The following is a 25,249-nucleotide window of genomic DNA, read 5'->3' on the forward strand; positions in this document are numbered from 1 at the left end:
AAAGCAAAACAATCAAGCCGCGAATGGTAACAGGCGACACCCGCCCCGCTCCAGCGGGCAGGGCATTTAAGCCAAGTTTGCGTCTGTAACGCCCATAGACCGTGGTGATGGGCCGAATATCAGCCGTTGGCATTTACCGTTTATCGGCGGTATGCCAGATTCAGCCGCAGAAAACCTTCCTTACAATTACTCGACTACAGTTTGCCTCATGCCTGCCCAACTCAAGCGTCGCCTGTTTATTTTCCTGCTGCTGGTTCTGTTGATTGCCGGGGGCTTCTTCGCCCATTGGTTTTTCAAGGGACGCTTTTATGAAAGCACCGACAACGCCTATGTCCAGGGCGAGATCACCCGCGTCTCCAGCCAGTTGAGCGCACGCATCGACGAAGTGCTGGTACAGGACAACCAGCACGTGGAAAAAGGTCAGTTGCTGGTACGCCTCGAACCCAATGATTTCCGTCTGGCCGTGGATCGCGCCAATGCCGCCCTCGCCACCCGCGAAGCCGAGCGTTTGCAGGCGCAGAGCAAACTGACCCAGCAATCGAGCCTGATCGCCGCTAGCGACGCGCAAGTGGCGACCACCCAGGCCACGCTTGGTCGCTCGCAGATGGACTTGTCGCGTGCTGAAACCTTGCGCAAACCGGGTTACGTTTCCGAAGAGCGGGTGACCACCCTCTCCGCTGATGCCCATATCGCCCGCTCGCAAGTGGCCAAGGCCCAGGCCGACGCGCAGAGCCAGCGCCAGCAAGTCAACGCGCTGAGCGCCGAGATCAAACGCCTTGACGCGCAGATCGCCAACGCCCGCGCCGACCTGGCGCAAGCCGAACTCAACCTGAGCCGCAGCGAAATCCACGCACCCATCAGCGGCATGGTCGGCCAGCGTGCCGCGCGCAATGGTCAGGTGGTGCAGGCCGGCGCCTATCTGCTGTCGATCGTCCCGGACGAAGACATCTGGGTGCAGGCCAATTTCAAGGAAACCCAGATCGGCCACATGCAGCCCGGACAGAAAGCCGAGCTGACCTTCGACGCTTACAGTGACACGCCGATCGAAGCGCGAGTCGACAGCCTGTTCGCCGCCTCCGGTGCGCAGTTCAGCCTGCTGCCGCCGGACAACGCCACCGGCAACTTCACCAAAGTCGTGCAAAGGATTCCGGTAAAACTCACCTTCAAGGCCGACAACCCGCTGCACGGCAAAATCCGCCCGGGCATGTCGGTCACCGCCACCGTGAATATCAAAGACGCCCCAGACAATGGCCGGTGATTCGCTGATCCGCCCGGTCGGCGAACCGACCCGGCGGGACTGGATTGCGGTAATGAGCGTGATGCTCGGCGCCTTTATGGCGGTGCTCGACATCCAGATCACCAACTCTTCGCTCAAGGACATTCAGGGCGCGTTGTCGGCGACGCTGGAAGAAGGCTCGTGGATTTCCACCTCCTACCTGGTCGCGGAAATCATCATGATCCCGCTGACCGCGTGGCTGGTGCAGTTGCTCTCGGCGCGGCGCCTGGCGGTGTGGGTGTCGCTGGGTTTTCTGGTGTCTTCGCTGCTGTGTTCGATGGCCTGGAGCCTCGAAAGCATGATCGTCTTCCGCGCCATGCAGGGCTTCACCGGCGGCGCACTGATCCCGCTCGCGTTCACCCTGACCCTGATCAAACTCCCCGAACACCACCGCGCCAAAGGCATGGCGATGTTCGCCATGACCGCGACCTTCGCCCCCTCCATCGGCCCGACCCTTGGCGGCTGGCTCACGGAAAACTGGGGCTGGGAATACATCTTCTACATCAACATTCCGCCGGGGCTGATCATGATCGCCGGGCTGATGTACGGGCTGGAAAAGAAGGAAGCGCACTGGGAACTGCTGAAAAGCACCGACTACACCGGGATTCTCACCCTCGGTATCGGCCTCGGTTGCCTGCAGGTGTTTCTCGAAGAAGGCCACCGCAAGGACTGGCTGGAATCGAACCTGATCGTGGCGCTGGGCAGCATTGCCCTCCTCAGCCTAATCACCTTCGTCATCGTGCAGATCTCCAAACCCAATCCGCTGATCAACCTCGGCATCCTGCGCAATCGCAACTTCGGCCTGTCGAGCATTTCCAGCCTTGGCATGGGCGTCGGGCTGTATGGCTCGATTTATCTGCTGCCGCTGTACCTGGCGCAGATCCAGAACTACAACGCCCTGCAGATCGGCGAAGTGATCATGTGGATGGGCGTGCCGCAGCTGTTCCTGATTCCGCTGGTGCCGAAGCTGATGAAGTTCGTTTCGCCGAAGTGGCTGTGCACGCTGGGCTTCGGATTGTTCGGGCTGGCGAGTTTTTCGTCGGGGGTGCTCAACCCGGACTTCGCCGGGCCGCAGTTCAATCAGATCCAGATCATCCGCGCCCTCGGCCAGCCGCTGATCATGGTGACCATTTCGCTGATTGCCACCGCGTACATCCTGCCGCAGGACGCGGGGTCGGCATCGAGCCTGTTCAACATCCTGCGCAACCTAGGTGGCGCGATCGGCATTGCCCTGCTCGCCACGCTACTGGATGCACGAACCAAGACCTACTTCGATTATTTGCGTGAAGCGGTGGTGCCGACCAATCCGCAAGTGGCCGAGCGCATGGCCTCGATGACCGACCGTTTTGGCAGCGACACGGCGGCGCTGGGCAAGATGAGCGAGATCGTGCATCAGCAGGCGTTGATCATGGCCTATAACGACGCGTTTCACTTTGTCGGGATTGCGCTGGGGATCAGCATGCTGGCGATCTTGTTGACCAAAAAATTGCCGGCGGGGTTGAAGGCTGGGGAAGCTCACTGATTTTTGTGGTGTCTGGACCGGCCTCTTCGCGAGCAAGCCCGCTCCCACAGGAGATTTGTGTAAGACACAGATCCAATGTGGGAGCGGGCTTGCTCGCGAAGAGGCCCGGTCAGACGATGAAGATCAAACCGCCAACAGCCGCTCGCGCAGTTTGGCAATCTCATCGCGCATCTGCGCCGCCGCTTCAAACTCCAGATCCCGCGCCAGCTGATACATCTTCTCTTCCAGCGCGCGAATGCGTTTGGTGATTTCGCTTGGCGAGCGCAGTTCGGCTTCGTACTTGGCGCTTTCTTCGGCAGCCTTGGCCATGCCCTTGCGCTTCTTGCTGCGCGAGCCGGGCACGGTGGCGCCTTCCATGATGTCGGCGACGTCTTTGAACACGCCTTTCGGGGTGATGCCGTTTTCCAGGTTGAAGGCGATCTGTTTGTCGCGACGACGCTCGGTCTCACCAATCGCGCGCTCCATCGAGCCGGTGATGCGGTCGGCGTAGAGAATCGCGCGGCCATTGAGGTTCCGCGCCGCCCGGCCAATGGTCTGGATCAGCGAGCGCTCGGAACGCAGGAAGCCTTCCTTGTCCGCGTCGAGAATCGCCACCAGCGACACTTCCGGCATGTCCAGACCTTCACGCAAGAGGTTGATCCCCACTAGCACATCGAAGGTGCCCAAACGCAGGTCGCGAATGATCTCGACCCGCTCGACGGTGTCGATGTCCGAGTGCAGGTAACGCACGCGCACGCCGTGGTCGGCGAGGTAATCGGTGAGGTCTTCGGCCATGCGTTTGGTCAGTGTGGTGACCAGCACCCGCTCTTCGACCGCCACACGCTTGGTGATTTCCGAGAGCAAATCGTCGACCTGTGTCAGCGCCGGACGTACTTCAACCTGCGGGTCGACCAGACCGGTCGGACGCACCACTTGCTCGACCACGCGCCCGGCATGCTCGGCCTCGTAGTTGCCCGGGGTCGCCGAGACGAAAATCGTCTGCGGGCTGACCCCTTCCCACTCGTCAAAACGCATTGGTCGGTTGTCCAGCGCCGACGGCAGGCGGAAGCCGTATTCGACCAGGGTTTCTTTACGCGAACGGTCGCCCTTATACATCGCGCCGACTTGCGGCACGCTGACGTGGGATTCGTCGATCACCAGCAAGGCGTCGGCCGGCAGATAGTCATACAGCGTCGGCGGTGCGGCACCGGCCGGACGTCCAGAGAGGTAGCGCGAGTAGTTTTCGATGCCGTTGCAATAACCCAGCTCGAGGATCATTTCCAGGTCGAATCGGGTGCGCTGTTCGAGGCGCTGGGCCTCGACCAGTTTGTTGTTGCTGCGCAGGTATTCGAGGCGCTCCTGCAATTCGACTTTGATGTGTTCGATGGCGTCGAGCAGGGTTTCGCGCGGCGTCACGTAGTGACTCTTCGGGTAGAAAGTGAAGCGCGGCATCTTGCGGATGACTTCGCCGGTCAGCGGGTCGAACGCGGAAATGCTCTCGACCTCGTCATCGAACAGCTCGATACGGATCGCTTCGAGATCGGATTCCGCCGGATAGATGTCGATCACATCGCCGCGCACGCGGAAGGTCGCCCGGGCAAAATCCATGTCGTTGCGGGTGTATTGCAGGTCGGCCAGACGCCGCAGCAAGGCGCGCTGATCGAGTTTGTCGCCGCGATCAACGTGCAGCACCATCTTCAGATAGGTTTCCGGGCTGCCCAGACCGTAGATACACGACACCGTGGTGACGATGATCGCGTCCTTGCGCTCGAGCAACGCCTTGGTCGCGGACAGGCGCATCTGTTCGATGTGGTCGTTGATCGACGCGTCCTTCTCGATGAAGGTGTCGGACGACGGCACATAGGCTTCGGGTTGGTAGTAGTCGTAGTAGGAAACGAAATACTCGACCGCGTTGTTCGGGAAGAACGCCTTGAACTCACCGTACAGTTGCGCGGCAAGAGTCTTGTTCGGCGCCAGCACCAGGGTCGGGCGCTGTACCTGCGAGATGACATTGGCGATGCTGAAGGTCTTGCCCGAGCCGGTCACACCGAGCAGCGTCTGGTGCGCCAGCCCGGCTTCGATGCCCTCCACCAATTGACGGATGGCTTGCGGCTGATCGCCGGCGGGCTCGAAGCGGGTGACTAGCTGGAATTCGGACATACACACCTCTGGGATCGCGGCTCGCGCAGAAAACAGCCGAGCCGCGGGATGACCGCAAACGACCGTTGTCGCCCAAGGAAAAACGAAGATTGTGCTCAATGTGGAGCCGATTGCCTCGCCTTTCAAGGCAAACGTCCTACATCCGGTAAAGTCTCTGACAGAGTCAATCGACTAACGGTCAAGAAATAATCGGAAAAACTTGCCGGAAAAGCTGAATCGCCTGTCGCCATTGCTCAGTGATGGCCTCTATACTAGCTCCCCGTTTGTGCACCGCTCTAGTGCATTCGGCTGGAGCGCGACACGTCCCTCCATTCTCCATTCAGAGCCGCCGTAATAATGAGCCTGTTCTCCGCTGTCGAAATGGCACCCCGCGATCCAATCCTGGGCCTCAACGAAGCATTCAACGCCGATACCCGGACCACCAAGGTCAACCTGGGTGTAGGTGTTTACTGCAACGAAGAGGGGCGAATTCCCCTGCTGCGCGCGGTGATCGAAGCCGAAACCATTCGCGCTGCTCAGCACGCCTCCCGTGGCTACCTGCCGATCGACGGCATCGCGGCCTACGACCAGGCCGTGCAAAAGCTGCTGTTCGGTAACGACTCGCCGCTGATCGCTGCCGGTCGCATCGTCACCACTCAGGCAGTCGGCGGTACCGGCGCACTGAAAATCGGTGCCGACTTCCTCAAGCAACTGCTGCCGAACGCCGTTGTGGCGATCAGCGACCCGAGCTGGGAAAACCATCGCGCGCTGTTCGAAACCGCTGGTTTCCCGGTGCAGAACTACCGTTACTACGACGCTGCCACCCACGACGTGAACCGTGCCGGCATGCTCGACGACCTCAACGCCCTGCCGAACGGCTCGATCGTTGTGCTGCACGCCTGCTGCCACAACCCGACCGGCGTCGACCTGACCCCGGCCGACTGGAAGAACGTGCTGGACGTGGTCAAGGCCAAAGGTCACGTGCCGTTCCTCGACATGGCGTACCAGGGTTTCGGCGACGGCATCGACGAAGACGCCGCGGCTGTGCGTCTGTTCGCTGAATCGGGCCTGACCTTCTTCGTATCGAGTTCGTTCTCCAAGTCGTTCTCGCTGTACGGCGAGCGCGTTGGCGCCCTGTCGATCGTCAGCGAATCGAAAGAAGAAAGCGCGCGCGTGCTGTCGCAGGTCAAGCGTGTGATCCGCACCAACTACTCCAACCCGCCGACCCACGGTGCAAGCATCGTCGCCGCTGTGTTGAACAGCCCGGAACTGCGCGCGCAGTGGGAAGCGGAACTGGCGGAAATGCGTCTGCGCATTCGCGGCATGCGCGAGCAGATGGTTGCCCTGCTGGCCGAGAAAGCCCCGCAGCGTGACTTCAGCTTCGTCGGCCGTCAGCGCGGCATGTTCTCCTACTCCGGCCTGACCACCGAACAGGTGCACCGCCTGCGTAACGAGTTCGGCATCTACGCCCTGGACACCGGCCGCATCTGCGTCGCGGCACTGAACCAGAGCAACATCAAAGCGGTAACGGATGCGATCGTTCAGGTCATCTGATTTCGCTTTGTCATGAAAAACGGGAAGCCTTGGGGCTTCCCGTTTTTTATTTGTCCGAAGGAATGCAACATTCCCTCTAAACTGCACACAAATCTGAACTGTGGGAGCGAGCCTGCTCGCGAATGCGGTGGGTCAGTCGCCATTGTGGGTGGCTGACAGCATTCGCGAGCAGGCTCGCTCCCACAGGTTTTGTATACATCCAGGCATTCTGTGAGAACCCAAATGAAAAACGACAACCTGCACGCCGACCGAGACGATCTGGATGACTTCATCCCCCGCGCCCCGGCCAAACGCGACAAAAGCCTGGTGCTGCAAGTGGCCGCCGGGGTATTCCTCGGCGGCCTGGCCCTGTGGCTGGTGCAACTGGCGCTGACCGCGGCTTACGCCAGATTCATGCTGGGCACGTTCACTTTCGGCGGTTAAGCCAGTTCCGTCGCACGCTGACTGGCCGCATCGTCATAGGCGACGTAGAGCGATTCGGCAATCTGGCTTTTGATCGCCTTGGTGCTTTCCAGGCCCAGTACAAACCCTTCGGCCTTGCCGCCGGCGCGGTTCAGTTCTTCAGGGGTGCTGGCCTGGGTGATCGCGTCAAAGAGTTTTTCGGCGTGCGGGCCGACGCCTTTGGGCAGGCTGATCTGCGTGACGCTCATACGAACACCTCGCGTGAAAGAGAAACAACAACGGTTTGAGTCATGGCGCGTACCTTTTCGGCGAATGGCCGGTAGCGCGTGTGACCACTTCCGGGCAGCCATGGTAGACCTGTGAGGCGGTTCTGGTAACCGCCAATCGCTGACAAAACACCGTCCGTCCCGCTCAAACCGGAAATTTTAACTCTGATGCTTGACTTCTCTTTTTGAATCAGTAACATACGCACCAATTCCGCAATAGCTCAGTTGGTAGAGCAAATGACTGTTAATCATTGGGTCCCTGGTTCGAGTCCAGGTTGTGGAGCCAAATAGCAAAGCCCCTGAATCGAAAGATTCAGGGGCTTTTTTTGTGGGCGCTCGAAAAGTCAAAAGATCGCAGCCTGCGGCAGCTCCTACAGTTTGGAATGCGTTCCCCTGTAGGAGCTGCCGCAGGCTGCGATCTTTTGATCTTCAAATAAAAAAGGCCGATCTGTCTCACAACAGATCGGCCTTTTTCATCCAGTCAGCGATCAGACGTGTTCGCCACTCTTCGCCTGCACCTTCGGCGCACCATGCCCATGATCGTGATCATCAGGCTCGATCACCGGCACTTCCTTGCCATCGCAATCATGCAGCTTGCCGTCGCTGAAGTAATCGCCTTCACGCAGCGCCGCCAGGTCGCGATAACGCAGGGTGCGCTCTTCTGCAGCGGCGAACACCGACTGCTGATCCGAGTTGCCGGCAGTGAAGTGGTTGAAAGTCAAGTTCAGCACAATCGCCATGATCGCCGACGAGCTGATGCCCGAGTGGAAAATGGTCGCGAACCAGCTCGGGAAATGATCGTAGAAGTTCGGTGCGGCAATCGGGATCATGCCGAAGCCGATCGAGGTCGCCACAATAATCAGGTTGACGTTGTTGCGGTAATCGACCTTCGACAGCGTGCGAATCCCGCTCGCCGCTACCGTCCCGAACAGCACGATACCGGCGCCGCCCAGCACCGAAGTCGGCACCGCCGCGATCACCCGGCCCATGAACGGCAGCAGGCCGAGAATCACCAGAAAGATCCCCCCGGTGGCCACCACATAACGGCTCTTGATCCCGGTCACCGCCACCAGCCCGACGTTCTGCGCGAACGCGCTCTGGGTGAAAGAACCGAAGATCGGCGCAAACATGCTCGACAGCATGTCCGCGCGCAGGCCGTTGCCCAGGCGTTTGGAGTCGACTTTGGTGCCGATGATCTCACCGACCGCCAGAATGTCCGCCGAAGTTTCCACCAGCGTCACCATGACCACGATGCACATCGACAGGATCGCGGCGAAGTGGAACGTCGGCATGCCGAAGTGGAACGGCGTCGGGAAGCCGAACATCGGCCCTTGAGCAACACCGGAGAAATCCGCCATGCCGAGGAACACCGCCAGAATCGTGCCGATCACCATGGCCAACAGGATCGACAGACGCGAGATGGTCGAACTGCCAACCTTGCTCAGCAACAACACCAGCACCAGCGTCACGGCCGCCAGCCCGATGTTCTGCATGCTGCCGAAGTCCGGCGCATGGCTGTTGCCACCCATGGCCCAGCGTGCGGCCACCGGCATCAGCGTCAGGCCGATGGTGGTGATCACGATGCCGGTGACCAGCGGTGGGAAAAACTTGGTGATTCGCGAGAACACCGGGGTGATCAGCAAGCCGATCAACGACGCGGCAATCACCGCGCCCAGCACCGACTGGAAGCCGCCCTCTCCGCCACTGCTGACGATCGCGACCATGGTCGCCACACCGGAGAACGACACGCCCTGCACCAGCGGCAACTGACAGCCAAAAAACGGTAGACCCAGGGTTTGCAGCAGTGTTGCCAGCCCCCCCGCAAACAATGAAGCAGCAATCAACAAACCAATGTCCGCCGGCGACAGCCCGGCCGCCTGGCCGATGATCAGCGGCACCGCAACGATACCGCCGTACATGGTCAGAACATGTTGCAGGCCGTAAGCCATATTCGCGCCGACCCCGAGATTTTCGTCCTCGGGCCGTTGGTGTGAAACATGGGGCGTTTTCATGTGGGGGGTTCCCTGGTTTTTGTTATGCGCACACTGTATTCAATACTCGGGACAAATGTCCATAGAGTTGTATACAACTTATCAGTCACATAATGGATAGGTAGCCACCCAAGCTTCTATCTCGCCCTCTCCATCTCCCACAAATCCGGCAACACATCCCCTCCTGCCCCCGGTTTTTATCGCACTAGGCTGAAGTGTTCATGGCGACCAGCGGTGCACCGGCGCTCTTTTTTATACATATAAAGTATGCATAATGAAGTCATTCGAAATTCAGTACGACAAAAGCAAGAACGCAGCCAACAAACTCAAGCACAGAGGCGTCAGCCTTGCCGAGACCGAGCCGGTCTTTCATGACAAGCGCGCGCTGACGATCGAGGACAACGACCATGACGAACAGCGCTGGATCACCCTCGGACTCGACGGCAAGGGGCGTTTGCTGGTGGTTGCGTACAGTTATCGCGAAGCCAACGTCGTACGAATCATTTCTGCACGTGTCGCCACACCGAGCGAGCGTTGCGCTTATTTTCAGGAGGCTTGAACGATGAAAGATGAATACGACTTCTCGCAGGGCAAGCGTGGCGTATTGGCGCCCAGCAAGGGCAAGACCCGCATCACCATCATGCTCGACGACGCCGTGATCGAAGCCGCCCGCAGCGTGGCGGAAAACGAAGGGTTTGGTTATCAGACCGTGATCAACAACACCCTGCGCCATGCCCTGCTGGAGGCTGACGGCAAAGCGCAGCAGGCCGAGCCGGCGCACTCCGGGCAATTCAAGAGAGGCATCACTGCCGCCGACCTCAAGAGCCTGGAAAAAAAGCTGTCGGCGGCGGTCGGGGAAATCCGCCGGGTGCTCGAGCCGGAGGCCAAGCCCTGAGATCAGGCACTGTGATCAGGCGCGTACGAGCAGCCGCGCCAGCGCCTCGCGCACGTGGGGCTGGTCAGGCACGCGCAAGCCGAACTCCTGCTCCAGCACCTCGATCAACTCATCGACATCCGCCACCTCGCGCCGCTCGCTGTCAGCGCCCATGTGATGAATCGCGAAGCTGCCGTTATTCAGTGTCCGCCGCCATCCCGCGCCAGTACGCGCGACCATCAGCCGTTGGGCAAACGGTGACTCGGGATGGGTCGAGACGTACCAGTTGCCGAGGGTGTAGTCGATGTCTTCCTGGCGTTGCAGGTCAAACAGGTACATCGCGCGCCACTCCCCCGCGACATTGGCGCGCAGCATGTAGCCATCGGGCTGTTTCTCGATGCGATAGGACTCGTGCGGTGTCGACTGTTCAGCCTCGGTATCGAGCAGCAGCGGTGCGGTCGGCACCATGCCGCCGAAACCGACATCGGTGATGTAGCGCTCGCCGTCGATGATCACCAGGCTCAAGCGGTGAGTGCGCGCCGTCCACGTGCCTTCGGGTTGCGCCAGCACCACGCGCCCGGAGATGCCACGGGCTTCAAAGCCCAACTCCTGCAGCAGTGCCAGAAACAGATTGTTCAATTCGTAGCAGTAACCACCACGGCCACCGTGCAGGACTTTTTGCTCGACCGATGCCAGATCGATCAGCACCGGGACGCCCGTGATCGTCGCCAGATTCTCGAAGGGGAAGATGCCGGTATGGCGCAACTGCAATTGCCGCAGGGTGTCCAGCGTGGGTGCCGGCGGGACGTCGAACCCCAGGCGTTGCAGGTATAACGTCGGATTCGCCAGACGTGGCTCGCTCATTGCTCAGTCCTTTTGCATGTGGCCGCGGATCGCTGCGCCGATGGCCGACATGTATACGGGATTGCCCCCGGACTCCGACAATTGATTTCGCCAATCAACGGCTACCGCCGCTTGCGCGAACCGATGCGAATCCAGGTCGGCGCATGGTCACTGGCGTGCGGCTCGTTGCGCACCCAGGCGTCTACCCCGGCCTCGTGCAGATAGGGGCTGAGTGCCGGGTTGAGCAACAAATGATCAATGCGCAGGCCGGAGTTGGTTTGCCAATGCTGGCGGAAGTAATCCCAGAACGTGTAGAGGCGATCGTCGGGATACAGATGGCGTAGCGAATCGGTCCAGCCCTGATCAAGCAGCCGTTGATAACACTCGCGGCTTTCGGGTTGCAGCAGCGCGTCCTTGAGCCAGGAGCGGGTGTTGTAGATGTCCATGTCGGTGGGCACCACGTTGTAGTCGCCGGCCAGCACCACAGGATGATCGCTGCTTTGTAGATCCTTGGCGTAGCGGATCAAACGCTCGAACCAGGCCAGTTTGTAGTCGAATTTCGGCCCCGGCTGCGGGTTGCCGTTGGGCAGGTACAGGCAGCCGACCAATATCCCGTGCACCGCCGCTTCCAGATAACGACTGTGCTTGTCCTCGGGATCGCCCGGCAGGCCACGGCGGCTCTCCAGTGGTTGCGCATCGCGGGCGAGGATTGCTACCCCGTTCCATGACGCCTGACCGTGCCAGATCGCGCCGTAACCGGCGGCTTCCAGTTCAGCGACGGGGAACGCGCTGTCGACTGACTTGAGTTCCTGCAGGCACGCGATGTCCGGTTGCTCGCGTTTGAGCCATTCCAGCAGGTTCGGCAAGCGTGCGCGCAGGCCGTTGACGTTGAACGTGGCGATCCGCAGGTTTTTCATCGTCCAGACTCCGGCGAACAAGGGGTTAAAATTGTGACTCTGTAGCGGCGACGGTGGTTGCATCGGATCAGTCCGCTGCGGCGTAATAGGCGCGCGCCACTGCCCCCGACCTGCCGAGACCCGAATTGATGCTCACCACGTTGCAAGGCCCGCGCATCCTCCTGCGCCCGCTTCAGTACACCGACGCCGACGCCCTGCTCCAGGCTGCCGCCGACGGCGAACTGTGGAACCTCACCGTCACCGTGGTGCCTTCGGCGAGTACCATCGACAGCTACCTGAAAAAAGCCTTGGACGGTCGCGATGCCGGCACGGTCATGCCGTTTGTGATCGTGTTGAAGGATAGCGGCGAAGTGATCGGCTCGACCCGTTTCTGGAAGATCGACCCGCTCAATCGCAAACTGGAAATCGGCAGCAGCTGGATTTCGGCGCGCTGGCAGAAATCCTTCGTTAACACCGAAGCCAAATACCTGATGCTGCGCCACGCCTTCGAGGTGCTTGACTGCGTGCGAGTGCAATTCACCACCGACGAGAACAACCAGAAGTCGCGCAACGCGATTCTGCGCCTCGGTGCGCAACAGGAAGGCATTGTGCGCCACGAGCGGATCATGCCGGACGGGCGCAAGCGCAACTCGGTACGTTTCAGCATCATTGATGACGAGTGGCCACAGGTGCGCCAGGGGCTGGAACAGAAGCTGGCTGAGGATCGAGGCTGAGGCTCGACAACCGCTCGTCAGCCAATCGGCACCAACGACTGCTGCCGTCAGACCAACGTCAGGTAATCGCCACTTTCTGGAGACGTACCATGACAACGCGCAAACTGACTTCCCTGTTGCTCGCCGGCCTGCTGGCCAGCGCCTCCGTCGGCGCTTTTGCGGCCAATGACGGCGCCGATGCTTCAGGCACCAAATCCGGCGCCACCAGCGGCACCAACATGCCACCCAACAGCACCCCCGGCGCCCCGAAGAATGGTGACACTACCGATGGCGCCAGCCCGGGCACCGGCACCAATGGCGGCACCATGGGTTCGGGATCGGGAGCCGGTGGCGGCACCGGTTCGGCGGGTGGAGGAACCGGCGGTGCCGGCGGTGGCACCGGCAGCTGAACCAACCGGCGTGACCGTTGGTAATGAGACATCAGCCGGTGGTGAGGGGGCCCGCTCTCGCACCACCGTTGATGTTTCGCGGACTCAGCGATCCGAACGCATGAGTTCGGCGAAACCCGCGTCCAGCGAAAGCACCGCCGCGCGGTTGCGCCCGGCATTTTTTGCCTGATACAACGCCGCGTCGGCACGCTGGATAAACACTTCCAGGCTGTCATTGCCGCTGGGGATAAACGAATAGCAACCCAGACTTACAGTCAGATAACCGGTCGGCGAGCCGCTGTGGATGATGCGTTTATCCATCACGCTGCGGCGGATCTGCCCGGCAATCGCCAGCACGCCGTTGATGTCGGTGTCCGGCAGCAACACCGCGAACTCTTCGCCACCGTAACGCACCGCCAGGTCAGCTTTGCGCTGGCTGCAATTTTTCAACACCTGCGCCACCTGAGTCAGGCAATGATCCCCCGCCACATGACCGTAGGCATCGTTGTAGCGTTTGAAGAAATCGATATCGAGCATGATCAGGCCGACCGGACTCGCCTGGCGTGCGCCCCGGGCAAACTCGATATCCAATGAACGCTCGAACAGCCGCCGGTTCGCCAGCCCCGTCAGGCTGTCGTGGGTAGCGATCTGCTCCAGTGCGCGCTGCGCCTTGCGCAGGTTTTTCTCGATACGTTCGCCGTCACGCACCTGATGAATGAACACCCAACCGAACAGTCCGACGCCAAGAATTACCAGTGCGACAATCACGCTGGACTGAAACGCCCGCTCATACCAGCCCTTGAGAATCGTGTCGCGCGATGACGCTGCCGCGACCACCAGTGGATACGAGCCCAGCTGACGGTAGCCGTACAAGCGCACCACGCCGTCGACCACCGATTTGATCATCGCGGTACCGGCCGGAGCCTCGGGCAGCAACTTCTGATAAATCCTGCCTTGCGCCAGCGACGAACCGATCAGGCTTTCATCGAAAGGCCGCCGCGCCAGCAACGTGCCGTCCTTGAGTCCGAGAAACATGATGCCGTTGTCATCGAGGCTGAAGCTTTTGAAGAACCGGTCGAAGTACGCCATCTTGATCCCGGCCATCAGCACGCCCTGGAAATTGCCGGCGCGGTCGTTGATGCGTTTCGAAATCGGGATGATCCATTCGCCATTCTCGCGGCTGCGAATCGCCGGGCCGATGTGCGCCACGGTAGAAACATTCTGCTGGTGAAACTTGAAGTACTCGCGGTCGGCCACACCGTTGCCACGGGGCAGATCGGTGAACGAGGTGATCACCCACTGGCCGTCGCGGTCGAACAGGAACATGCCGTGCAACTGTTCAAGTTGTTGCACTCGACGCGCGAAGGTTTTTTGCAGACGTGGTCGCTGCGCGGCGCCATAACCATCGTCCTCGATCCAATCCACCAGACTGGTGAGCACCAGATCGGCGGCCAGAAACGTGTCTTCGGCCTGCTGCGCCATGGCTCGGGTCAGGTTGGAAGAAGCGATCTGCGCGCTCGCGAGATCCTGGCGTCGGGTCTGCTCAAGTTGCAGATACAGCAATCCGGACAGGCACAGGCACACCGCAACGATGAACAGCGCTGCCGCCTTGCGCAGCGGCAGGCGTTTAAGCGTGCCGGGAGTCTGGTGCGGATCGTGAATGGGAATTGGCAAAAACGTGTCCTGGGCAGGTACGACAGGGGCCGCAGCCCGAAACCCTTACTTTTCGTGAGCGTAGTCCACCGGGGTGCGCACGGCAAACCCGCAGCGCCATCGCACTCCCGCCCAGTTGTATCGGCGCGCAAGGGATTTGGATGACCTCCGCACGTCGATTTATTTTCAGGTGTGATTTTGCGCGTGATCGCCCTCGCGTAGCTGCGCCGGGCAATCGCGTGGGGCACCGATTACGCCTATCGGGGTTTGTTGATTTCGCGCAGCAGATCCGCGACTGGCAGGTTCATGGTGTTTGAGTAGTAGGGTTTGTAGCCGTACGCGGTGACGACGACTTTGCAGGGGATTTGTTGTTTACCCAACAGAAGGTCATTCAACTCCTGTACGGAGAGATCCTCTTGCGAAGTACCGTTGTTTTGGGTCTGTCGCAAAAAAGCACTCGTCATATAGTTGAATTTACCGCCTGCCTGACTGGCCTCGTCCACCTCAATCAGTCCGTAAGCCGAGTACCTGAATCGGTTAGTGATGGAAAAATTCTGATCATCGCCCAACGGACACTCAAACATCGTCGACGCTGCACCCTCCCCCATACCTCTTCCGAACAAATCCAGAAGATTTACGTCCGAGCCATAATGAATTTTGTAAAGCAGACCAATACTCTCCCTTTCGATTGACAGAAAGTTGAGATTCGCTGGAGGTACTGTGTGATCTTTGGCGCATGACGAGCACAGTATGGCTAGCAGCAGAACAGACAATCTTTTCATCAGCGATTGCCCTCACGAATTGATTCGAACATAAAGTCACTTGCCGATTTTCCTTCAGCGACAGGGCGGGTAAACATCGCTGGCGCATTAGCATGGTTCGTGTCCATGGTTACATTAATGTCAGGCCCACACAGCACTTGCCATTTTTCACCAAAATCCGCCACCGAGTCGGATTGGTCTGGCTTGGAGGGCATAGCCTTTATGTTTATCCAGAAATCAGCTACCGGTGTCGGTTTGTCTCCGTAGATATCGGACCCCAGCCACACCAAAGTACCTTCACCTACTGGGTCGAGTGTGACGAGCATGTTGATCCTGTAGCCCCACTCCGACATCACACTGGTCAAATGCGCGCCGTTCCATCCGCCAAGGCTGTGCCCGACTATGTAGATTGGGCAAGATTTGTAGGGAATTATGTTGAGAACATTTTTCTGGATGTCCTTCTTTCCCCGAACCTCGTTGTATCCAAGCCATTGAGATTTGTACTTGCCCAGTTTGGTCAGGTCCAGATTACGATTGTCGAAACCGGTCATGGCCTGGTTCACGTTCCCAAATGGTCCGGAAAAGTAATAACTTTCTTTATCTCCAGCCCCGCCAATAAAAAACACAATCGCCTTGGTACTCTCCACCGGCACAGGCTTGTCACTGACATCCTTCTTATCCGTCAGCGCATGTTCCTTGTGCAGCTTGTAATTGTTGCCTTTCGCGCACGTTACTGTTTCAGCGGCCATGCCTCACTCCTCCAAAAACAACTTGATGGTTTCAGGCAGGTGCGAGCTGACTTCGTGGGTGAACCCGTTAGCGTCAGACACCCCGTGTTCCAGACGCCCGTCTGCACGCTGGATCACGTAGGGATGATTGATCATGGGCTCACCGGTCACGTCATTGACCAGTTTCAACTTGTCAGTGAAATGCACCGGCATTGGCAGCAGACCACTGAAAGGCGCCGCTGTTACTGAGTCACCGATGATGACCGTGCCTGACCCACCAATGACCACATTGCCGTGCCCCCCGGTGCTGTCCAGGGTCGCGGCATTCAAGCCGTTGATAAACACCGTCGAGGAAACCCCGCCAGTAATGGGGCTACCGCACGCTGATTTATCGGTCATTCGCGCCGCCGCCAATCCGTCGAAATTCACATTCGGCGAGCCACTGGCAATCGGATTGGTGCCATGTCCCGGGAGTGGGCAGGCGGTTGGATCGGTGACGCGGGCGGCGGGTTTTCCGCTCATGAACAGCTCCTTGCAGTATTGCGGGTCATCCTTTGGGGGGCGCAAGCATGCGTGAATTTTCCGGGTGCTTCAAACCTTCAGACGAAAAAAAAGGCGCCCGCTCGGGCGCCCTTTCCTGTTCGTCAAACCGCTCACATCAACGCGATGGCGGCACCCGAATATCCCCCGCCCGGCACTGCGTCTTCACGCCCTTGCCGCACGCGCCGAACTGCAGATCCTTGCCCATGCACACCCGCACTTCCGAGAGTTCCGGGCCGCTGCAGATCACCGCGATGCCATCCGCCGGGATCCCCGGGTTGGCCTTGCGGAACAGGTCGGCGATTTCCTGGGCCTGGAAGTAGTACGAGGAGCTGAACGGTTGCAGCTCTTGCGGGATTTTCACCGCGCCGACGGCTTTGTCCGCTTCATCCAGATAACCCATCGCGCCCAGACCGCTGCAGGTACCGTGCTTGGACCACTCGTGATCGAGCAGTTTCTTGGTCGGGAACAACGTCAAACCTTTGCTCGTTTCCGCCGCCGACAACGTGGTCAGTGGTGGGCAGGACTCCGGCCAGCCGCCATTGGCGTATTGCGGCCACAAGCCGTGCAATACGAAGCCGTAGCCCTTGCCGGAACATTGCACGTCATCCTTGTGCGTCAGGCAAAAGGTCGGCGACCAGGACAACGTCAGCAGGTAGTAATCGAACACCCCCGCCACCGCTTCCGCTTGCACCTTGCTGGCATTCGACTGACGCGCCGAACTCAAGCCGATGCTGCCGGCCGTCAGGGCAATCACTGCCAAAATTGTAAACAGCTTTTTCATGTACCCACTCCTTGGGACGCCTGCGTCCGTGGTTTTCGATGCTGACCAGACTTGGCCAGCGCTGATTTCGCCATGCTTGTGTTGCAGGCGCATGACGCAAGGCAAGGCCGTACGCCGTTGAACGGTCTACGATTAACAGGCAGACATCAAACCAAGGGATCCGAAATGAGTAAAGCAGACGAACTCGCCGCCAAACTCAAGCAAACCCGGCACACCCATGCGGATGCCGCGCTGGAGATCGATTGCTGGCCGGCGCAGGTCTACGATCTGTACCACCGCATCGAGGGCTGGCTGCAGCCAGTCACCGAAGTCGGCTTGAAAATCCGCCGCAATCCGACCCACGTGTGCGAAAGCTCACCCGATGGCGAAAGCCACGATTACGCGATCGACCAACTGGTGATCGAAGCCAACCAGCAAACCCTGACATTTGATCCCATCGCCCGGTTTACCGAGGACGGCGCCGGCCGCGTGCAGATCACCCTGCCGGAGAGGAACACCTATCTGTTGCGCACCGTCGATGAGCATCACGAAAGCCATTGGTGGTTGCAAACCGTGGAAACCGGTCAGGAACTGGATGCGATTGCGCTGACCGAGAACAATCTGTTGCAGGTGGTGCAGGAAGGTCTCGGCCTCTGACCGCGAACTGACCATAGGGATCAGCGCCGAGAACGTGGTTAACTTCTCGCTCCGATCCCTTTGAAGCCCGACAGACATGCCCATCAATAAAAAACTGCTCTTGCTCGGTTCATTGCTGGCGCTGAATTTCAGCGCTCAGGCCACAGAGCTGACGTCGCACCTCGACAGCATCCAGCAACAAGGCCAACTGCGCGTCTGCACCACTGGCGACTACAAGCCCTACACCTTCAAACGCCCCGACGGCGACTTCGAGGGTATCGACATCGCCATGGCGCGCTCACTGGCCGACGGCCTCGGGGTGAAAGTCGAGTGGGTGCAAACCACCTGGAAAACCCTGATGCCGGATATGCAGGCCGGCAAGTGCGACATCGGCATGGGCGGCATTTCGGTGACGCTGGAACGACAGAAAAAAGCCTACTTCAGCAACACCCTCGACAGCGACGGCAAGATCCCGCTGGTGCGTTGTGCCGATCAGTCCAAATACCAGACCATCGAACAGATCAACCAGCCCGACGTACGCCTGGTCGAACCAGCGGGCGGCACCAACGAAGCCTTCGTCCACGCCTTTCTGCCCAAGGCGCAACTGGCGCTGCACGACAACGTGACGATCTTCGGGCAACTGCTCGATAACAAGGCCGACGTGATGATCACCGACGCCTCGGAAGCGCTGTACCAGCAAAAACTCAAACCGGGTTTGTGTGCGGTGAATCCGCACCAGTACATGCAGTACGGCGAGAAGGCGTACCTGCTGCCGCGCGACGACATCAGCTGGAAGTTGTACGTCGACCAGTGGCTGCATCTGAGCAAAGTCACTGGCAGTTATCAGAAGGTCATTGGTGAGTGGCTGGCGCTGCCGCAGTAAGCCTTTTCAGCGCTTCGCTGGCCTCGCTGTCCGGCGCGGCGGTCATGACGATGAGCGCCTGATCCGGACTTTCGGCGCAGGACACGATCTGCCAGTCGAGGCTGAGCTTGCCCACCTGCGGATGCAAAAAGGTTTTGCTGCCGCAAGTCGGGCTGGCGACCAGATGCGTCGCCCACCAGCAGCGGAAATCTTCATCGCGCAACGACAGTTCGCCGATCAGCGAAGCCAGCCTCGGATCATCGGGAAACCGTGCCGTGTCCATGCGCAAAAATGCCACGCAGTTGCGCCCGTTGTTTTCCCAATCGACGTACAGACTGCGAAACCTCGCGTCGAGAAATGACAGCCGAATCAGGTTGCGCTGCTCGATCGGTATCTCGGCGAAGTCGACGTAAAGCGCGGCAGCCAACGGATTCCACGCCAACACATCCATGTAGCGCCCGATGACCAGCGCCGGAATCCCTTGCAGACTGTCGAGCAGGCGCTGCGTCTGCAGACCGACGGTTTGCCGGCGATGCTGATCGACCGGGGTTCGCCCAAGGCGCGCCAGTCGATAGAGGTAATCCAGATCATCCTCGCGCAGACGCAACGTGCGGGCGACCGCCGCCAACGCGGACTTGGACGGCGACAGGCGTCCCTGCTCCAGACGTGTGTAGTAATCAACGCTGATGCCGGCCAGCATCGCCACTTCTTCGCGGCGCAAACCGGCGACGCGGCGCGCCCGACCGGCGTCGGCGGGTAAACCGACTTGCGTCGGCTCGAGTTCGGAACGGCGGGCGCGGAGAAATTCGCCGAGGTCGTTGGGGCTGGTTTGTGTATTCATGGGCCGATCATTGCGCGCGAGCGCGTCCGGGGGAAGGCAATCCTTATCATAGGAAAGTTTTTCCCAGGATCCGCGCTCTCTTTTTACCCCCCTCCCACGGCGGCAATCTGTGCCTCGTCAGCCGCCACCTGCGGCATCGCAGCAACCGTGGAGTGCACCTATGAAAACCAACGTCAGCTTCCTCAGCAACGGTCTCAAACTCGCCGGCCACCTCTACACCCCGGCCAACCTGCAACCCGGCGAACAACGCCCGGCCATCGTCGTCGCCCACCCGTTCGGCGGCGTCAAAGAGCAGACCGCCGGCCTCTACGCCGCCAAACTCGCGGCCAACGGCCTGATCGCCCTCGCCTACGACGCCAGTTACCAGGGTGAAAGCGCAGGTGAACCACGCTACCTCGAAGACCCGTTCGTCCGCGCAGAAGACATCAAGAGCGCGGTCGACTTCCTCGCCAACCACGCCTCGGTCAACCCGCAACGCATCGGCGCCCTCGGCATCTGCGCCTCCGGTGGCTACGTGCCCTTCGCCGCCCAGACTGACCGCCGCATCCGCGCCGTCGCCACCGTCAGCGCCGCCGACATCGGCCTGCTCTACCGCGAAGGGCTCGGCGGCCACGGCACCCCGGAACAACTGAAAGAACTGCTGGAACAAGTCAACGAACAACGCACCCGCGAAGCCCGTGGCGAACCGGTGCGCATCGACCCGATCGTCCCGGAAACCGCCGATATCAGTGAGGACACCCCGACCCTGTTCCGCGAAGGCAGCGACTACTACCGCACCGCGCGTGCGCAGCATCCCAACTCGCCGAACAAGTACGTGTTCACCAGCATCGGCCGGATTGCGGCGTATTCTTCATACGATCACATCGACCTGATCTCGCCGCATCCGCTGTTGATGATTGCCGGCTCGGAAGCCGACACCCGCTACTTCAGCGAAATGGCAATCGAGAAGGCGCTGGAGCCGAAGGAGTTGGTGTTGATTGAGGGCACGAGCCACATCGACCTGTACGACAAGGAACAATTTGTCGGGCCGGCGGTGGAGAAAATGGTGGGGTTCTTCAAGCAGTATCTGTAAAGCGATTGGCACAAAAAAAGGCGCCCGACATGGGCGCCTTTTCTATTGTTTGAACACTGAACCTGAGGAACCAAGTGAATTTGTGGAGCTAACTGCAGCTGTAGGGCCAAGTATACCTGTGGAGGCAATTACATCTGTGGCGAGGGGATTCATCCCCGATGGGTTGCGAAGCAACCCCGCTTTTTAAAGCAGCGGACTGCTACGCAGTCCATCGGGGATGAATCCCCTCGCCACAGGTTCAGGTTCACATTCTGGTTCAGTGTCAGCCTCGATTTTGATCAATCGTCGTGCAACATCCCGGAGCTGTACTGGTTCAAGCTGCTACCAATACTATTGCCACCAAACTTCAGAGTCGTTGCATTCGTGCGCCCCTCAGGCGACTGACAATCCGAAGAAAAACAACTGGTTGTGGTCAAGCCACCGGCGCCCGAACAGGCACTCAACACCGAGACAGCTGCAGCGATCAACAGCACTTTGACGACATTGGTGCGCATGGTACGGCTCCCCTTGGGATGATCTTGTACAAGCATCGTAGGCCCTCGCCGCACCCGGCAAGATGAAACTTTGCTGATCGACAGCGCGGGTTCAGGTTCGCATCAAACCGCCCGCCACGCCCCCTCAGGAATCTGCGCCATCGCCTCAAACGCCGGTTTGGCGAACCAGAAACCCTGCATCAGATAAATCCCGCAATCGGCGAGAAAATCCCGCTCCTCCGGGTGCTCGATGCCCTCGGCAATCACCTCGATTCCCAGTTCGGTACACATGCCCACCACGCCCCGCACAATCGCCTGCCGCACGCGATCACGGTGGATATCGCGAATCAGCGCCATGTCCAGTTTGATCAGATCCGGTTGAAAATCCGCCAGCAGGTTCAGCCCGGAATAACCGGCGCCAAAGTCATCAATAGCCGTCTTGAAACCGAACTCGCGGTACTCGCGCAAGATGTTCATCAAGTGCTTGTTGCTTTCGACGTGCTCGCCTTCGACCGCTTCGAAGATCAGCCGATCGAGCGGGAACGCATGCGCGCGCGCCGCCTCCAGGGTGCTGCGAATGCACATGTCCGGACGATAAACAGCGTTCGGCAGGAAATTGATCGAGAGAAACCCGGTGAGCCCCAACTGCGCGGCTGTGGAGATCGCCCGCACGCGGCACAGTTGATCGAAGCGATAGCGGTTCTGGTCATCGACCTGCTCCAGCACCGACAGCGCCCCCTCGCCCTGCACGCCCCGGACCAACGCCTCATGGGCGAAGGTCGATTGATCACGCACATCGACAATCGGCTGGAAAGCGAAGGAGAACGCCATATCGGCCTCGCCTTTTTGCCGGCATCCTTGGCACCCCCCGCTGGGCTGGGGGAAAACGGGAATATTGGTCATGACGCCCCCTGAGAGCGGGTTGCAACCATCCATGGCCCAGAAAAAAATCACTGCACGGACCGGGTGGCGCCGCTTGGCGGCCCCCGCTTATACAGGCTGACCGGTCAATTCCGGCCAAGTTCATTGCGAAATGCCATCAGGTGCGGAAATGCGCCGTCATGCGTTGCAGGTCCTGCCCCAGCGATGCCAGCTCAATGGTCGCGGCAGCACTTTCTTCGCTGGCGACGGCCGACTGATCGGCCACATCGCGCACACTGACGATGCTGCGATTGATCTCATCGGCCACTGCACTTTGCTGCTCGGCGGCGGCGGAAATCTGCAGGCTCATTTGCTGGATCGTGCCGATCGAATGGTTGATCTCGGTAATCGCCTGCTCGGCCTTCTGCGCCAGCACCACGGTGTCCAGCGTACGCTCACGGCTGGATGTCATCAGTGTCGAAGCCGCTTGCGTGCCCTGTTGCAAAGTGACAATCAGCGCTTCGATTTCCTTGGTCGAATCCTGCGTGCGCTGCGCCAGCGAGCGCACTTCATCGGCAACCACCGCGAAACCACGGCCCTGCTCCCCCGCCCGCGCCGCTTCAATCGCCGCGTTCAGCGCCAGCAAGTTGGTCTGCTCGGCGACGGCCTTGATCACATCGATGACCTTGCCGATCTGCTCACTGTCCTGGGACAGTACGTTCATCGCTCCGCCCAACTCTTCGATCGCCACCGACAATTCGCTGATCTGCACGGTTGCCTGCTTGACCACTGCACTGCCGTGACGCGCCTGCTGATCGGCCAGGGTCGCAGCGGCAGATGCGTCCGTGGTGTTGCGCGCCACCTCCTGCACCGTCGAGGCCATTTCATGCATCGCCGTGGCGACCTGATCCACCTCGACTTTCTGCTGGCGCACACCGGCGCTGGTCTGCTCGCTCATCGCCGAAAGCTTCTCCGCCGACGTCGAAATATGTGTCACACCGTTACCGATCCCCTGCACCAGCGTGTTCAGGCTTTGCGCCATGTCCTGCATCGCGTTTTGCAGATCGCCCAACTCATCCTTGCGGCTGGATTTGGCTTGCACCGTCAGATCGCCCTTGGCAATCCGCCGCGCCAGTTCAACCGTCAGCGCCAGCGGCCCGGTGATCTGCCGCGAGATCAGCACCGAAGCAAACAGACCGACCACCAGCGCCAGCACCGTCAGCACTGCAATCTGGATAAACGCACGCTGTTGATCGTCCCGCGCCAGACGCTGCTGAGTGTCCATCAGGCCGGTCATGATGCTGTCCATCGCCTGGCTCTGCTGATCCACCTGCTGACGCAGGCTCTGCTTCTGCTCGAACAGCCCGGCGACCTGCACCAGCACCTCGCGATAACGGCGCATGCCGGCCTGCGCCTCTTCAAGCTGACTCGACAGGGTTGCCGGCAAACCGCTGCGCGCCTTGCTCATGTCGGCCAGAAACGCATCAGTGGTGTCCAGCAGCACCTTCTTGTTGGCCTCGCTCGGCACGGCGATATAACGCCGCAACATCAGCCGAAACATCGTCATGCCATTGCGCAGATCCGCCACCGTGCGCATATCCGCCACCCGCGCGCTATCAGCAGACGCCAGCGCACTGGCCGTGGTGCTCTCGAACATGCTGTTGAAGGTCTCGGCGTACCTGTCCGACATCGCCCCCAGCGGTTTCAGCGCATCGCTGGTCGCCTTGTCCGCCTCGATCAAGCGCTTGACCCGCTGATCGTAGGCCAACGTGGTGTCCTGCAACTGCTTCAAGGCCTGCTGGTTTTCCGCCCGCGTCAGGGTCTGCAACGCCTTGGCGATCAGCCCCTGCAACTCCGTCAGCTGCGACTGATAAGCCTCGGCATAAGCGACATCCGCCGCCGCTTCGTACTGCTTCTCCGACAGCCGCATGTCCTGCGTCGCATCGTTGAGCGTGCCGATCAGACGCGTGGTGTCCAGGCGATCCACCAGCACATTACTGCTGCTATAGCCAATGAAGGCCACCGCCCCCACCGCCAGCAATAGAACGCCAAACCCGGCCCCCAACTTTCGGGAAACCTTGATGTTGCCCAGGAAATTCGATGCTTCTGCCATGTTCAGCCTCTAACGCCCTGACGCGATTCAGCGTCAGGCACAAAAAGTAGATCTCTGATAACCGGAGTTACCACTCATATTCGGGGTCGTCGTCCTGGGCGAAATACGGGCAGCTTCCACTGACCCGGCTGCAACAACCTGACGCGAAAAGCCGTACCAACGGCCCACGCACCAGCGGACAAATCCAGGACTGACGCTGGATTTATCGTTTCAGCAAAGGTGTTGGAACGGATGCTATAAATTTTGGGAAAAGTTGTACAACTTTATATTTTTGTATAATCGTTGAACTTTTTTGAACGCATGATGACGCATTGCCATCATTTTTTGTGGCACATCGCTATTGCTGCGGAAACAGGCTGAAAACTGCCATTTTGGACGGTTGTTTTGCGCATCGACAGAACGCCCTCCGCGACCACAAGCTCGCCGCTCGCCACGGAGGGCAGCGATCTACCCCTTGAGTTCGACGTTATCCAACGCCTGATTCACCGCCAGTTCACCCAACATCACCACCTGCGCAATGCCGAGCAGCGTCTTGCGGTGCGAGACATCCAGCAACGCGGCGAAATCGTTGAGCATGGTGGTGGCGGAACCCAGGGACTCACTGGCGTTGGCGAGCAGGGATTCGGTGTCGTAGGCCGGGTTGGCGAGGAACATCGGTCTGGATTGATCACCGCTGGCCATGATCTGGCTGGCCGGGGTGAGGTAGTGATCGAGGGCGCGCTCGGCGGCTTCGTGGAGTTTGCGGGAATCGAGGGATTCGTAGGGGGATGCGGGGTCGGATTCGGGTGGGTTGGGCGTTACTTTGAACATAGATGGAACCTCTAGCGCGAATACTAAAAGGAGCCATCACCCTCGCTACCAAACGATAGGTGGCGGCCATACGCGGGTTGGTAGACCGGTCGCACTAGAACCCGGCGCCCACGAATGAGCCCCACGCATGACCACCATGAAATCGAAGTCCCGGGAAGGACTGCACACGGTGATGCCATGAGTCTAGAAACGAAACGGGCTACCAAACCCGGACACTGTTTTCAGTGACATACGGACGATAGAACCTGCGGGCTAGACGCACAAGCCGGCGGATTCTGTCTTAGGTGTAGGG

At 59.7% G+C, this 25,249-nt stretch carries 27 protein-coding genes, 1 tRNA gene and 1 pseudogene; 12 read left to right on the forward strand and 17 right to left on the reverse strand.

Going from position 1 to position 25,249, the window contains the following annotated elements; genetic code table 11:
• The first annotated feature begins 208 nt into the window (after positions 1–208).
• Positions 209–1,258: an HlyD family secretion protein gene (locus tag ACIOUG_RS11760; protein ID WP_401065513.1), complete on the forward strand. Its 1,050-nt coding sequence runs from the start codon at positions 209–211 to the stop codon at positions 1,256–1,258.
• The gene (locus ACIOUG_RS11765) at positions 1,248–2,798 is read left to right on the forward strand and encodes an MDR family MFS transporter (RefSeq protein ID WP_401065516.1); all 1,551 of its coding nucleotides are present in this window, start codon (positions 1,248–1,250) and stop codon (positions 2,796–2,798) included. The genes ACIOUG_RS11760 and ACIOUG_RS11765 overlap by 11 nt, the downstream gene beginning before the upstream one ends.
• 123 nt (positions 2,799–2,921) lie before the next feature.
• On the opposite strand, the gene uvrB is transcribed toward ACIOUG_RS11765, so the two are convergent.
• A complete protein-coding gene (uvrB, locus tag ACIOUG_RS11770; RefSeq protein ID WP_401065519.1) occupies positions 2,922–4,937 on the reverse strand; it encodes an excinuclease ABC subunit UvrB in 2,016 nt (671 codons plus the stop codon).
• Positions 4,938–5,273: 336 nt separating this feature from the next.
• Between uvrB and ACIOUG_RS11775 the strand changes: the two genes are divergently transcribed.
• Both ACIOUG_RS11775 and ACIOUG_RS11780 read left to right on the forward strand, forming a co-directional pair.
• A complete protein-coding gene (locus ACIOUG_RS11775; RefSeq protein WP_027611521.1) occupies positions 5,274–6,470 on the forward strand; it encodes an amino acid aminotransferase in 1,197 nt (398 codons plus the stop codon).
• A 222-nt stretch (positions 6,471–6,692) separates the two neighbouring features.
• Complete coding sequence (locus ACIOUG_RS11780) at positions 6,693–6,893, forward strand: hypothetical protein (RefSeq protein ID WP_401065522.1); 201 nt, start codon at positions 6,693–6,695, stop codon at positions 6,891–6,893.
• On the opposite strand, the gene ACIOUG_RS11785 is transcribed toward ACIOUG_RS11780, so the two are convergent.
• Positions 6,890–7,120, reverse strand: coding sequence for a hypothetical protein (locus ACIOUG_RS11785; protein WP_401065524.1), 231 nt, complete (start codon positions 7,118–7,120; stop codon positions 6,890–6,892). The genes ACIOUG_RS11780 and ACIOUG_RS11785 overlap by 4 nt on opposite strands.
• The gene (locus ACIOUG_RS11790; RefSeq protein WP_401065527.1) at positions 7,117–7,338 is read right to left on the reverse strand and encodes a hypothetical protein; all 222 of its coding nucleotides are present in this window, start codon (positions 7,336–7,338) and stop codon (positions 7,117–7,119) included. Before ACIOUG_RS11790 ends, ACIOUG_RS11785 begins: the two co-directional genes overlap by 4 nt.
• Positions 7,339–7,348: 10 nt before the next feature.
• On the opposite strand from ACIOUG_RS11790, the gene ACIOUG_RS11795 reads away from it, so the two are divergent.
• A tRNA-Asn gene (locus ACIOUG_RS11795) sits at positions 7,349–7,424 on the forward strand.
• Positions 7,425–7,626: 202 nt separating this feature from the next.
• Here the strand turns inward: ACIOUG_RS11795 and ACIOUG_RS11800 are convergent.
• Positions 7,627–9,150: a nucleobase:cation symporter-2 family protein gene (locus tag ACIOUG_RS11800; RefSeq protein WP_401065530.1), complete on the reverse strand. Its 1,524-nt coding sequence runs from the start codon at positions 9,148–9,150 to the stop codon at positions 7,627–7,629.
• 253 nt (positions 9,151–9,403) lie between these two features.
• Here ACIOUG_RS11800 and ACIOUG_RS11805 point away from each other — a divergent pair, with 253 nt between their 5' ends.
• Together ACIOUG_RS11805 and ACIOUG_RS11810 are read left to right on the forward strand one after the other, a co-directional pair.
• Positions 9,404–9,688: a BrnT family toxin gene (locus ACIOUG_RS11805; RefSeq protein ID WP_401065533.1), complete on the forward strand. Its 285-nt coding sequence runs from the start codon at positions 9,404–9,406 to the stop codon at positions 9,686–9,688.
• A gap of 3 nt (positions 9,689–9,691) precedes the next feature.
• Complete coding sequence (locus tag ACIOUG_RS11810) at positions 9,692–10,024, forward strand: BrnA antitoxin family protein (protein ID WP_401065536.1); 333 nt, start codon at positions 9,692–9,694, stop codon at positions 10,022–10,024.
• Positions 10,025–10,039: 15 nt separating this feature from the next.
• Here ACIOUG_RS11810 and ACIOUG_RS11815 read toward each other — a convergent pair whose 3' ends face one another.
• Both ACIOUG_RS11815 and xth read right to left on the reverse strand, forming a co-directional pair.
• Positions 10,040–10,867, reverse strand: a complete 828-nt coding sequence (locus tag ACIOUG_RS11815) for an arylamine N-acetyltransferase (protein ID WP_401065538.1) — start codon at positions 10,865–10,867, stop codon at positions 10,040–10,042.
• 101 nt (positions 10,868–10,968) lie between these two features.
• Positions 10,969–11,763: an exodeoxyribonuclease III gene (xth, locus tag ACIOUG_RS11820; protein WP_401065540.1), complete on the reverse strand. Its 795-nt coding sequence runs from the start codon at positions 11,761–11,763 to the stop codon at positions 10,969–10,971.
• A gap of 128 nt (positions 11,764–11,891) precedes the next feature.
• On the opposite strand from xth, the gene ACIOUG_RS11825 reads away from it, so the two are divergent.
• Positions 11,892–12,476, forward strand: coding sequence for a GNAT family N-acetyltransferase (locus ACIOUG_RS11825; RefSeq protein ID WP_401065543.1), 585 nt, complete (start codon positions 11,892–11,894; stop codon positions 12,474–12,476).
• 89 nt (positions 12,477–12,565) lie between these two features.
• Positions 12,566–12,865, forward strand: coding sequence for a hypothetical protein (locus tag ACIOUG_RS11830; RefSeq protein ID WP_401065546.1), 300 nt, complete (start codon positions 12,566–12,568; stop codon positions 12,863–12,865).
• Between the two features lie 84 nt (positions 12,866–12,949).
• On the opposite strand, the gene ACIOUG_RS11835 is transcribed toward ACIOUG_RS11830, so the two are convergent.
• From ACIOUG_RS11835 to ACIOUG_RS11855, 5 genes are all read right to left on the reverse strand, one after another.
• On the reverse strand, positions 12,950–14,518 hold the full coding sequence (locus ACIOUG_RS11835) for a diguanylate cyclase (protein WP_401065549.1): 1,569 nt from the start codon (positions 14,516–14,518) through the stop codon (positions 12,950–12,952).
• A gap of 236 nt (positions 14,519–14,754) precedes the next feature.
• Entirely contained in the window at positions 14,755–15,279 is a 525-nt protein-coding gene (locus ACIOUG_RS11840) for a hypothetical protein (RefSeq protein WP_401065552.1), read from the reverse strand.
• A complete protein-coding gene (locus ACIOUG_RS11845) occupies positions 15,279–16,007 on the reverse strand; it encodes an alpha/beta hydrolase (RefSeq protein ID WP_401065554.1) in 729 nt (242 codons plus the stop codon). Before ACIOUG_RS11845 ends, ACIOUG_RS11840 begins: the two co-directional genes overlap by 1 nt.
• A gap of 3 nt (positions 16,008–16,010) precedes the next feature.
• Complete coding sequence (locus ACIOUG_RS11850) at positions 16,011–16,508, reverse strand: PAAR domain-containing protein (RefSeq protein WP_401065557.1); 498 nt, start codon at positions 16,506–16,508, stop codon at positions 16,011–16,013.
• A 136-nt stretch (positions 16,509–16,644) separates the two neighbouring features.
• Entirely contained in the window at positions 16,645–17,310 is a 666-nt protein-coding gene (locus ACIOUG_RS11855) for a ribonuclease T2 (RefSeq protein ID WP_401065559.1), read from the reverse strand.
• A 165-nt stretch (positions 17,311–17,475) separates the two neighbouring features.
• On the opposite strand from ACIOUG_RS11855, the gene ACIOUG_RS11860 reads away from it, so the two are divergent.
• A complete protein-coding gene (locus ACIOUG_RS11860) occupies positions 17,476–17,946 on the forward strand; it encodes a hypothetical protein (RefSeq protein ID WP_003226486.1) in 471 nt (156 codons plus the stop codon).
• Between the two features lie 76 nt (positions 17,947–18,022).
• Complete coding sequence (locus ACIOUG_RS11865) at positions 18,023–18,808, forward strand: transporter substrate-binding domain-containing protein (RefSeq protein ID WP_401065561.1); 786 nt, start codon at positions 18,023–18,025, stop codon at positions 18,806–18,808.
• Here the strand turns inward: ACIOUG_RS11865 and ACIOUG_RS11870 are convergent.
• Complete coding sequence (locus ACIOUG_RS11870) at positions 18,777–19,628, reverse strand: helix-turn-helix domain-containing protein (protein ID WP_401065563.1); 852 nt, start codon at positions 19,626–19,628, stop codon at positions 18,777–18,779. The genes ACIOUG_RS11865 and ACIOUG_RS11870 overlap by 32 nt on opposite strands.
• A gap of 160 nt (positions 19,629–19,788) precedes the next feature.
• Between ACIOUG_RS11870 and ACIOUG_RS11875 the strand changes: the two genes are divergently transcribed.
• The gene (locus ACIOUG_RS11875) at positions 19,789–20,700 is read left to right on the forward strand and encodes an alpha/beta hydrolase (RefSeq protein WP_401065566.1); all 912 of its coding nucleotides are present in this window, start codon (positions 19,789–19,791) and stop codon (positions 20,698–20,700) included.
• 278 nt (positions 20,701–20,978) lie between these two features.
• On the opposite strand, the gene ACIOUG_RS11880 is transcribed toward ACIOUG_RS11875, so the two are convergent.
• From ACIOUG_RS11880 to ACIOUG_RS11900, 5 genes and pseudogenes are all read right to left on the reverse strand, one after another.
• Positions 20,979–21,194: a hypothetical protein gene (locus tag ACIOUG_RS11880; protein WP_150369173.1), complete on the reverse strand. Its 216-nt coding sequence runs from the start codon at positions 21,192–21,194 to the stop codon at positions 20,979–20,981.
• A gap of 102 nt (positions 21,195–21,296) precedes the next feature.
• Positions 21,297–22,076 (reverse strand): EAL domain-containing protein, encoded by a 780-nt coding sequence (locus ACIOUG_RS11885; RefSeq protein ID WP_401065569.1) that lies wholly within the window; start codon positions 22,074–22,076, stop codon positions 21,297–21,299.
• 136 nt (positions 22,077–22,212) lie between these two features.
• Positions 22,213–23,085, reverse strand: coding sequence for a methyl-accepting chemotaxis protein (locus tag ACIOUG_RS11890; protein ID WP_401065649.1), 873 nt, complete (start codon positions 23,083–23,085; stop codon positions 22,213–22,215).
• Positions 23,071–24,147, reverse strand: a pseudogene (locus tag ACIOUG_RS11895) (methyl-accepting chemotaxis protein); the annotation flags it as partial. The pseudogene ACIOUG_RS11895 and the gene ACIOUG_RS11890, both read right to left, overlap by 15 nt.
• 447 nt (positions 24,148–24,594) lie before the next feature.
• Positions 24,595–24,957, reverse strand: coding sequence for a DUF6124 family protein (locus ACIOUG_RS11900; RefSeq protein WP_401065572.1), 363 nt, complete (start codon positions 24,955–24,957; stop codon positions 24,595–24,597).
• Positions 24,958–25,249: the final 292 nt, after the last annotated feature.

It is taken from the genome of Pseudomonas sp. NPDC087803 (assembly GCF_044742995.1).
Lineage (GTDB): Bacteria > Pseudomonadota > Gammaproteobacteria > Pseudomonadales > Pseudomonadaceae > Aquipseudomonas.

Excerpts from the sequence above, each read along its gene's own strand:
- ACIOUG_RS11760 (WP_401065513.1), top strand. The coding sequence starts at position 209 with ATGCCTGCCCAACTCAAGCGTCGCCTGTTTATTTTCCTGCTGCTGGTT.
- ACIOUG_RS11765 (WP_401065516.1), top strand. The coding sequence starts at position 1,248 with ATGGCCGGTGATTCGCTGATCCGCCCGGTCGGCGAACCGACCCGGCGG.
- uvrB (WP_401065519.1), bottom strand. The coding sequence starts at position 4,937 with ATGTCCGAATTCCAGCTAGTCACCCGCTTCGAGCCCGCCGGCGATCAG.
- ACIOUG_RS11775 (WP_027611521.1), top strand. The coding sequence starts at position 5,274 with ATGAGCCTGTTCTCCGCTGTCGAAATGGCACCCCGCGATCCAATCCTG.
- ACIOUG_RS11780 (WP_401065522.1), top strand. The coding sequence starts at position 6,693 with ATGAAAAACGACAACCTGCACGCCGACCGAGACGATCTGGATGACTTC.
- ACIOUG_RS11785 (WP_401065524.1), bottom strand. The coding sequence starts at position 7,120 with ATGAGCGTCACGCAGATCAGCCTGCCCAAAGGCGTCGGCCCGCACGCC.
- ACIOUG_RS11790 (WP_401065527.1), bottom strand. The coding sequence starts at position 7,338 with ATGTTACTGATTCAAAAAGAGAAGTCAAGCATCAGAGTTAAAATTTCC.
- ACIOUG_RS11800 (WP_401065530.1), bottom strand. The coding sequence starts at position 9,150 with ATGAAAACGCCCCATGTTTCACACCAACGGCCCGAGGACGAAAATCTC.
- ACIOUG_RS11805 (WP_401065533.1), top strand. The coding sequence starts at position 9,404 with ATGAAGTCATTCGAAATTCAGTACGACAAAAGCAAGAACGCAGCCAAC.
- ACIOUG_RS11810 (WP_401065536.1), top strand. The coding sequence starts at position 9,692 with ATGAAAGATGAATACGACTTCTCGCAGGGCAAGCGTGGCGTATTGGCG.
- ACIOUG_RS11815 (WP_401065538.1), bottom strand. The coding sequence starts at position 10,867 with ATGAGCGAGCCACGTCTGGCGAATCCGACGTTATACCTGCAACGCCTG.
- xth (WP_401065540.1), bottom strand. The coding sequence starts at position 11,763 with ATGAAAAACCTGCGGATCGCCACGTTCAACGTCAACGGCCTGCGCGCA.
- ACIOUG_RS11825 (WP_401065543.1), top strand. The coding sequence starts at position 11,892 with ATGCTCACCACGTTGCAAGGCCCGCGCATCCTCCTGCGCCCGCTTCAG.
- ACIOUG_RS11830 (WP_401065546.1), top strand. The coding sequence starts at position 12,566 with ATGACAACGCGCAAACTGACTTCCCTGTTGCTCGCCGGCCTGCTGGCC.
- ACIOUG_RS11840 (WP_401065552.1), bottom strand. The coding sequence starts at position 15,279 with ATGAAAAGATTGTCTGTTCTGCTGCTAGCCATACTGTGCTCGTCATGC.
- ACIOUG_RS11845 (WP_401065554.1), bottom strand. The coding sequence starts at position 16,007 with ATGGCCGCTGAAACAGTAACGTGCGCGAAAGGCAACAATTACAAGCTG.
- ACIOUG_RS11850 (WP_401065557.1), bottom strand. The coding sequence starts at position 16,508 with ATGAGCGGAAAACCCGCCGCCCGCGTCACCGATCCAACCGCCTGCCCA.
- ACIOUG_RS11855 (WP_401065559.1), bottom strand. The coding sequence starts at position 17,310 with ATGAAAAAGCTGTTTACAATTTTGGCAGTGATTGCCCTGACGGCCGGC.
- ACIOUG_RS11860 (WP_003226486.1), top strand. The coding sequence starts at position 17,476 with ATGAGTAAAGCAGACGAACTCGCCGCCAAACTCAAGCAAACCCGGCAC.
- ACIOUG_RS11865 (WP_401065561.1), top strand. The coding sequence starts at position 18,023 with ATGCCCATCAATAAAAAACTGCTCTTGCTCGGTTCATTGCTGGCGCTG.
- ACIOUG_RS11870 (WP_401065563.1), bottom strand. The coding sequence starts at position 19,628 with ATGAATACACAAACCAGCCCCAACGACCTCGGCGAATTTCTCCGCGCC.
- ACIOUG_RS11875 (WP_401065566.1), top strand. The coding sequence starts at position 19,789 with ATGAAAACCAACGTCAGCTTCCTCAGCAACGGTCTCAAACTCGCCGGC.
- ACIOUG_RS11880 (WP_150369173.1), bottom strand. The coding sequence starts at position 21,194 with ATGCGCACCAATGTCGTCAAAGTGCTGTTGATCGCTGCAGCTGTCTCG.
- ACIOUG_RS11885 (WP_401065569.1), bottom strand. The coding sequence starts at position 22,076 with ATGACCAATATTCCCGTTTTCCCCCAGCCCAGCGGGGGGTGCCAAGGA.
- ACIOUG_RS11890 (WP_401065649.1), bottom strand. The coding sequence starts at position 23,085 with ATGCAGGACATGGCGCAAAGCCTGAACACGCTGGTGCAGGGGATCGGT.
- ACIOUG_RS11900 (WP_401065572.1), bottom strand. The coding sequence starts at position 24,957 with ATGTTCAAAGTAACGCCCAACCCACCCGAATCCGACCCCGCATCCCCC.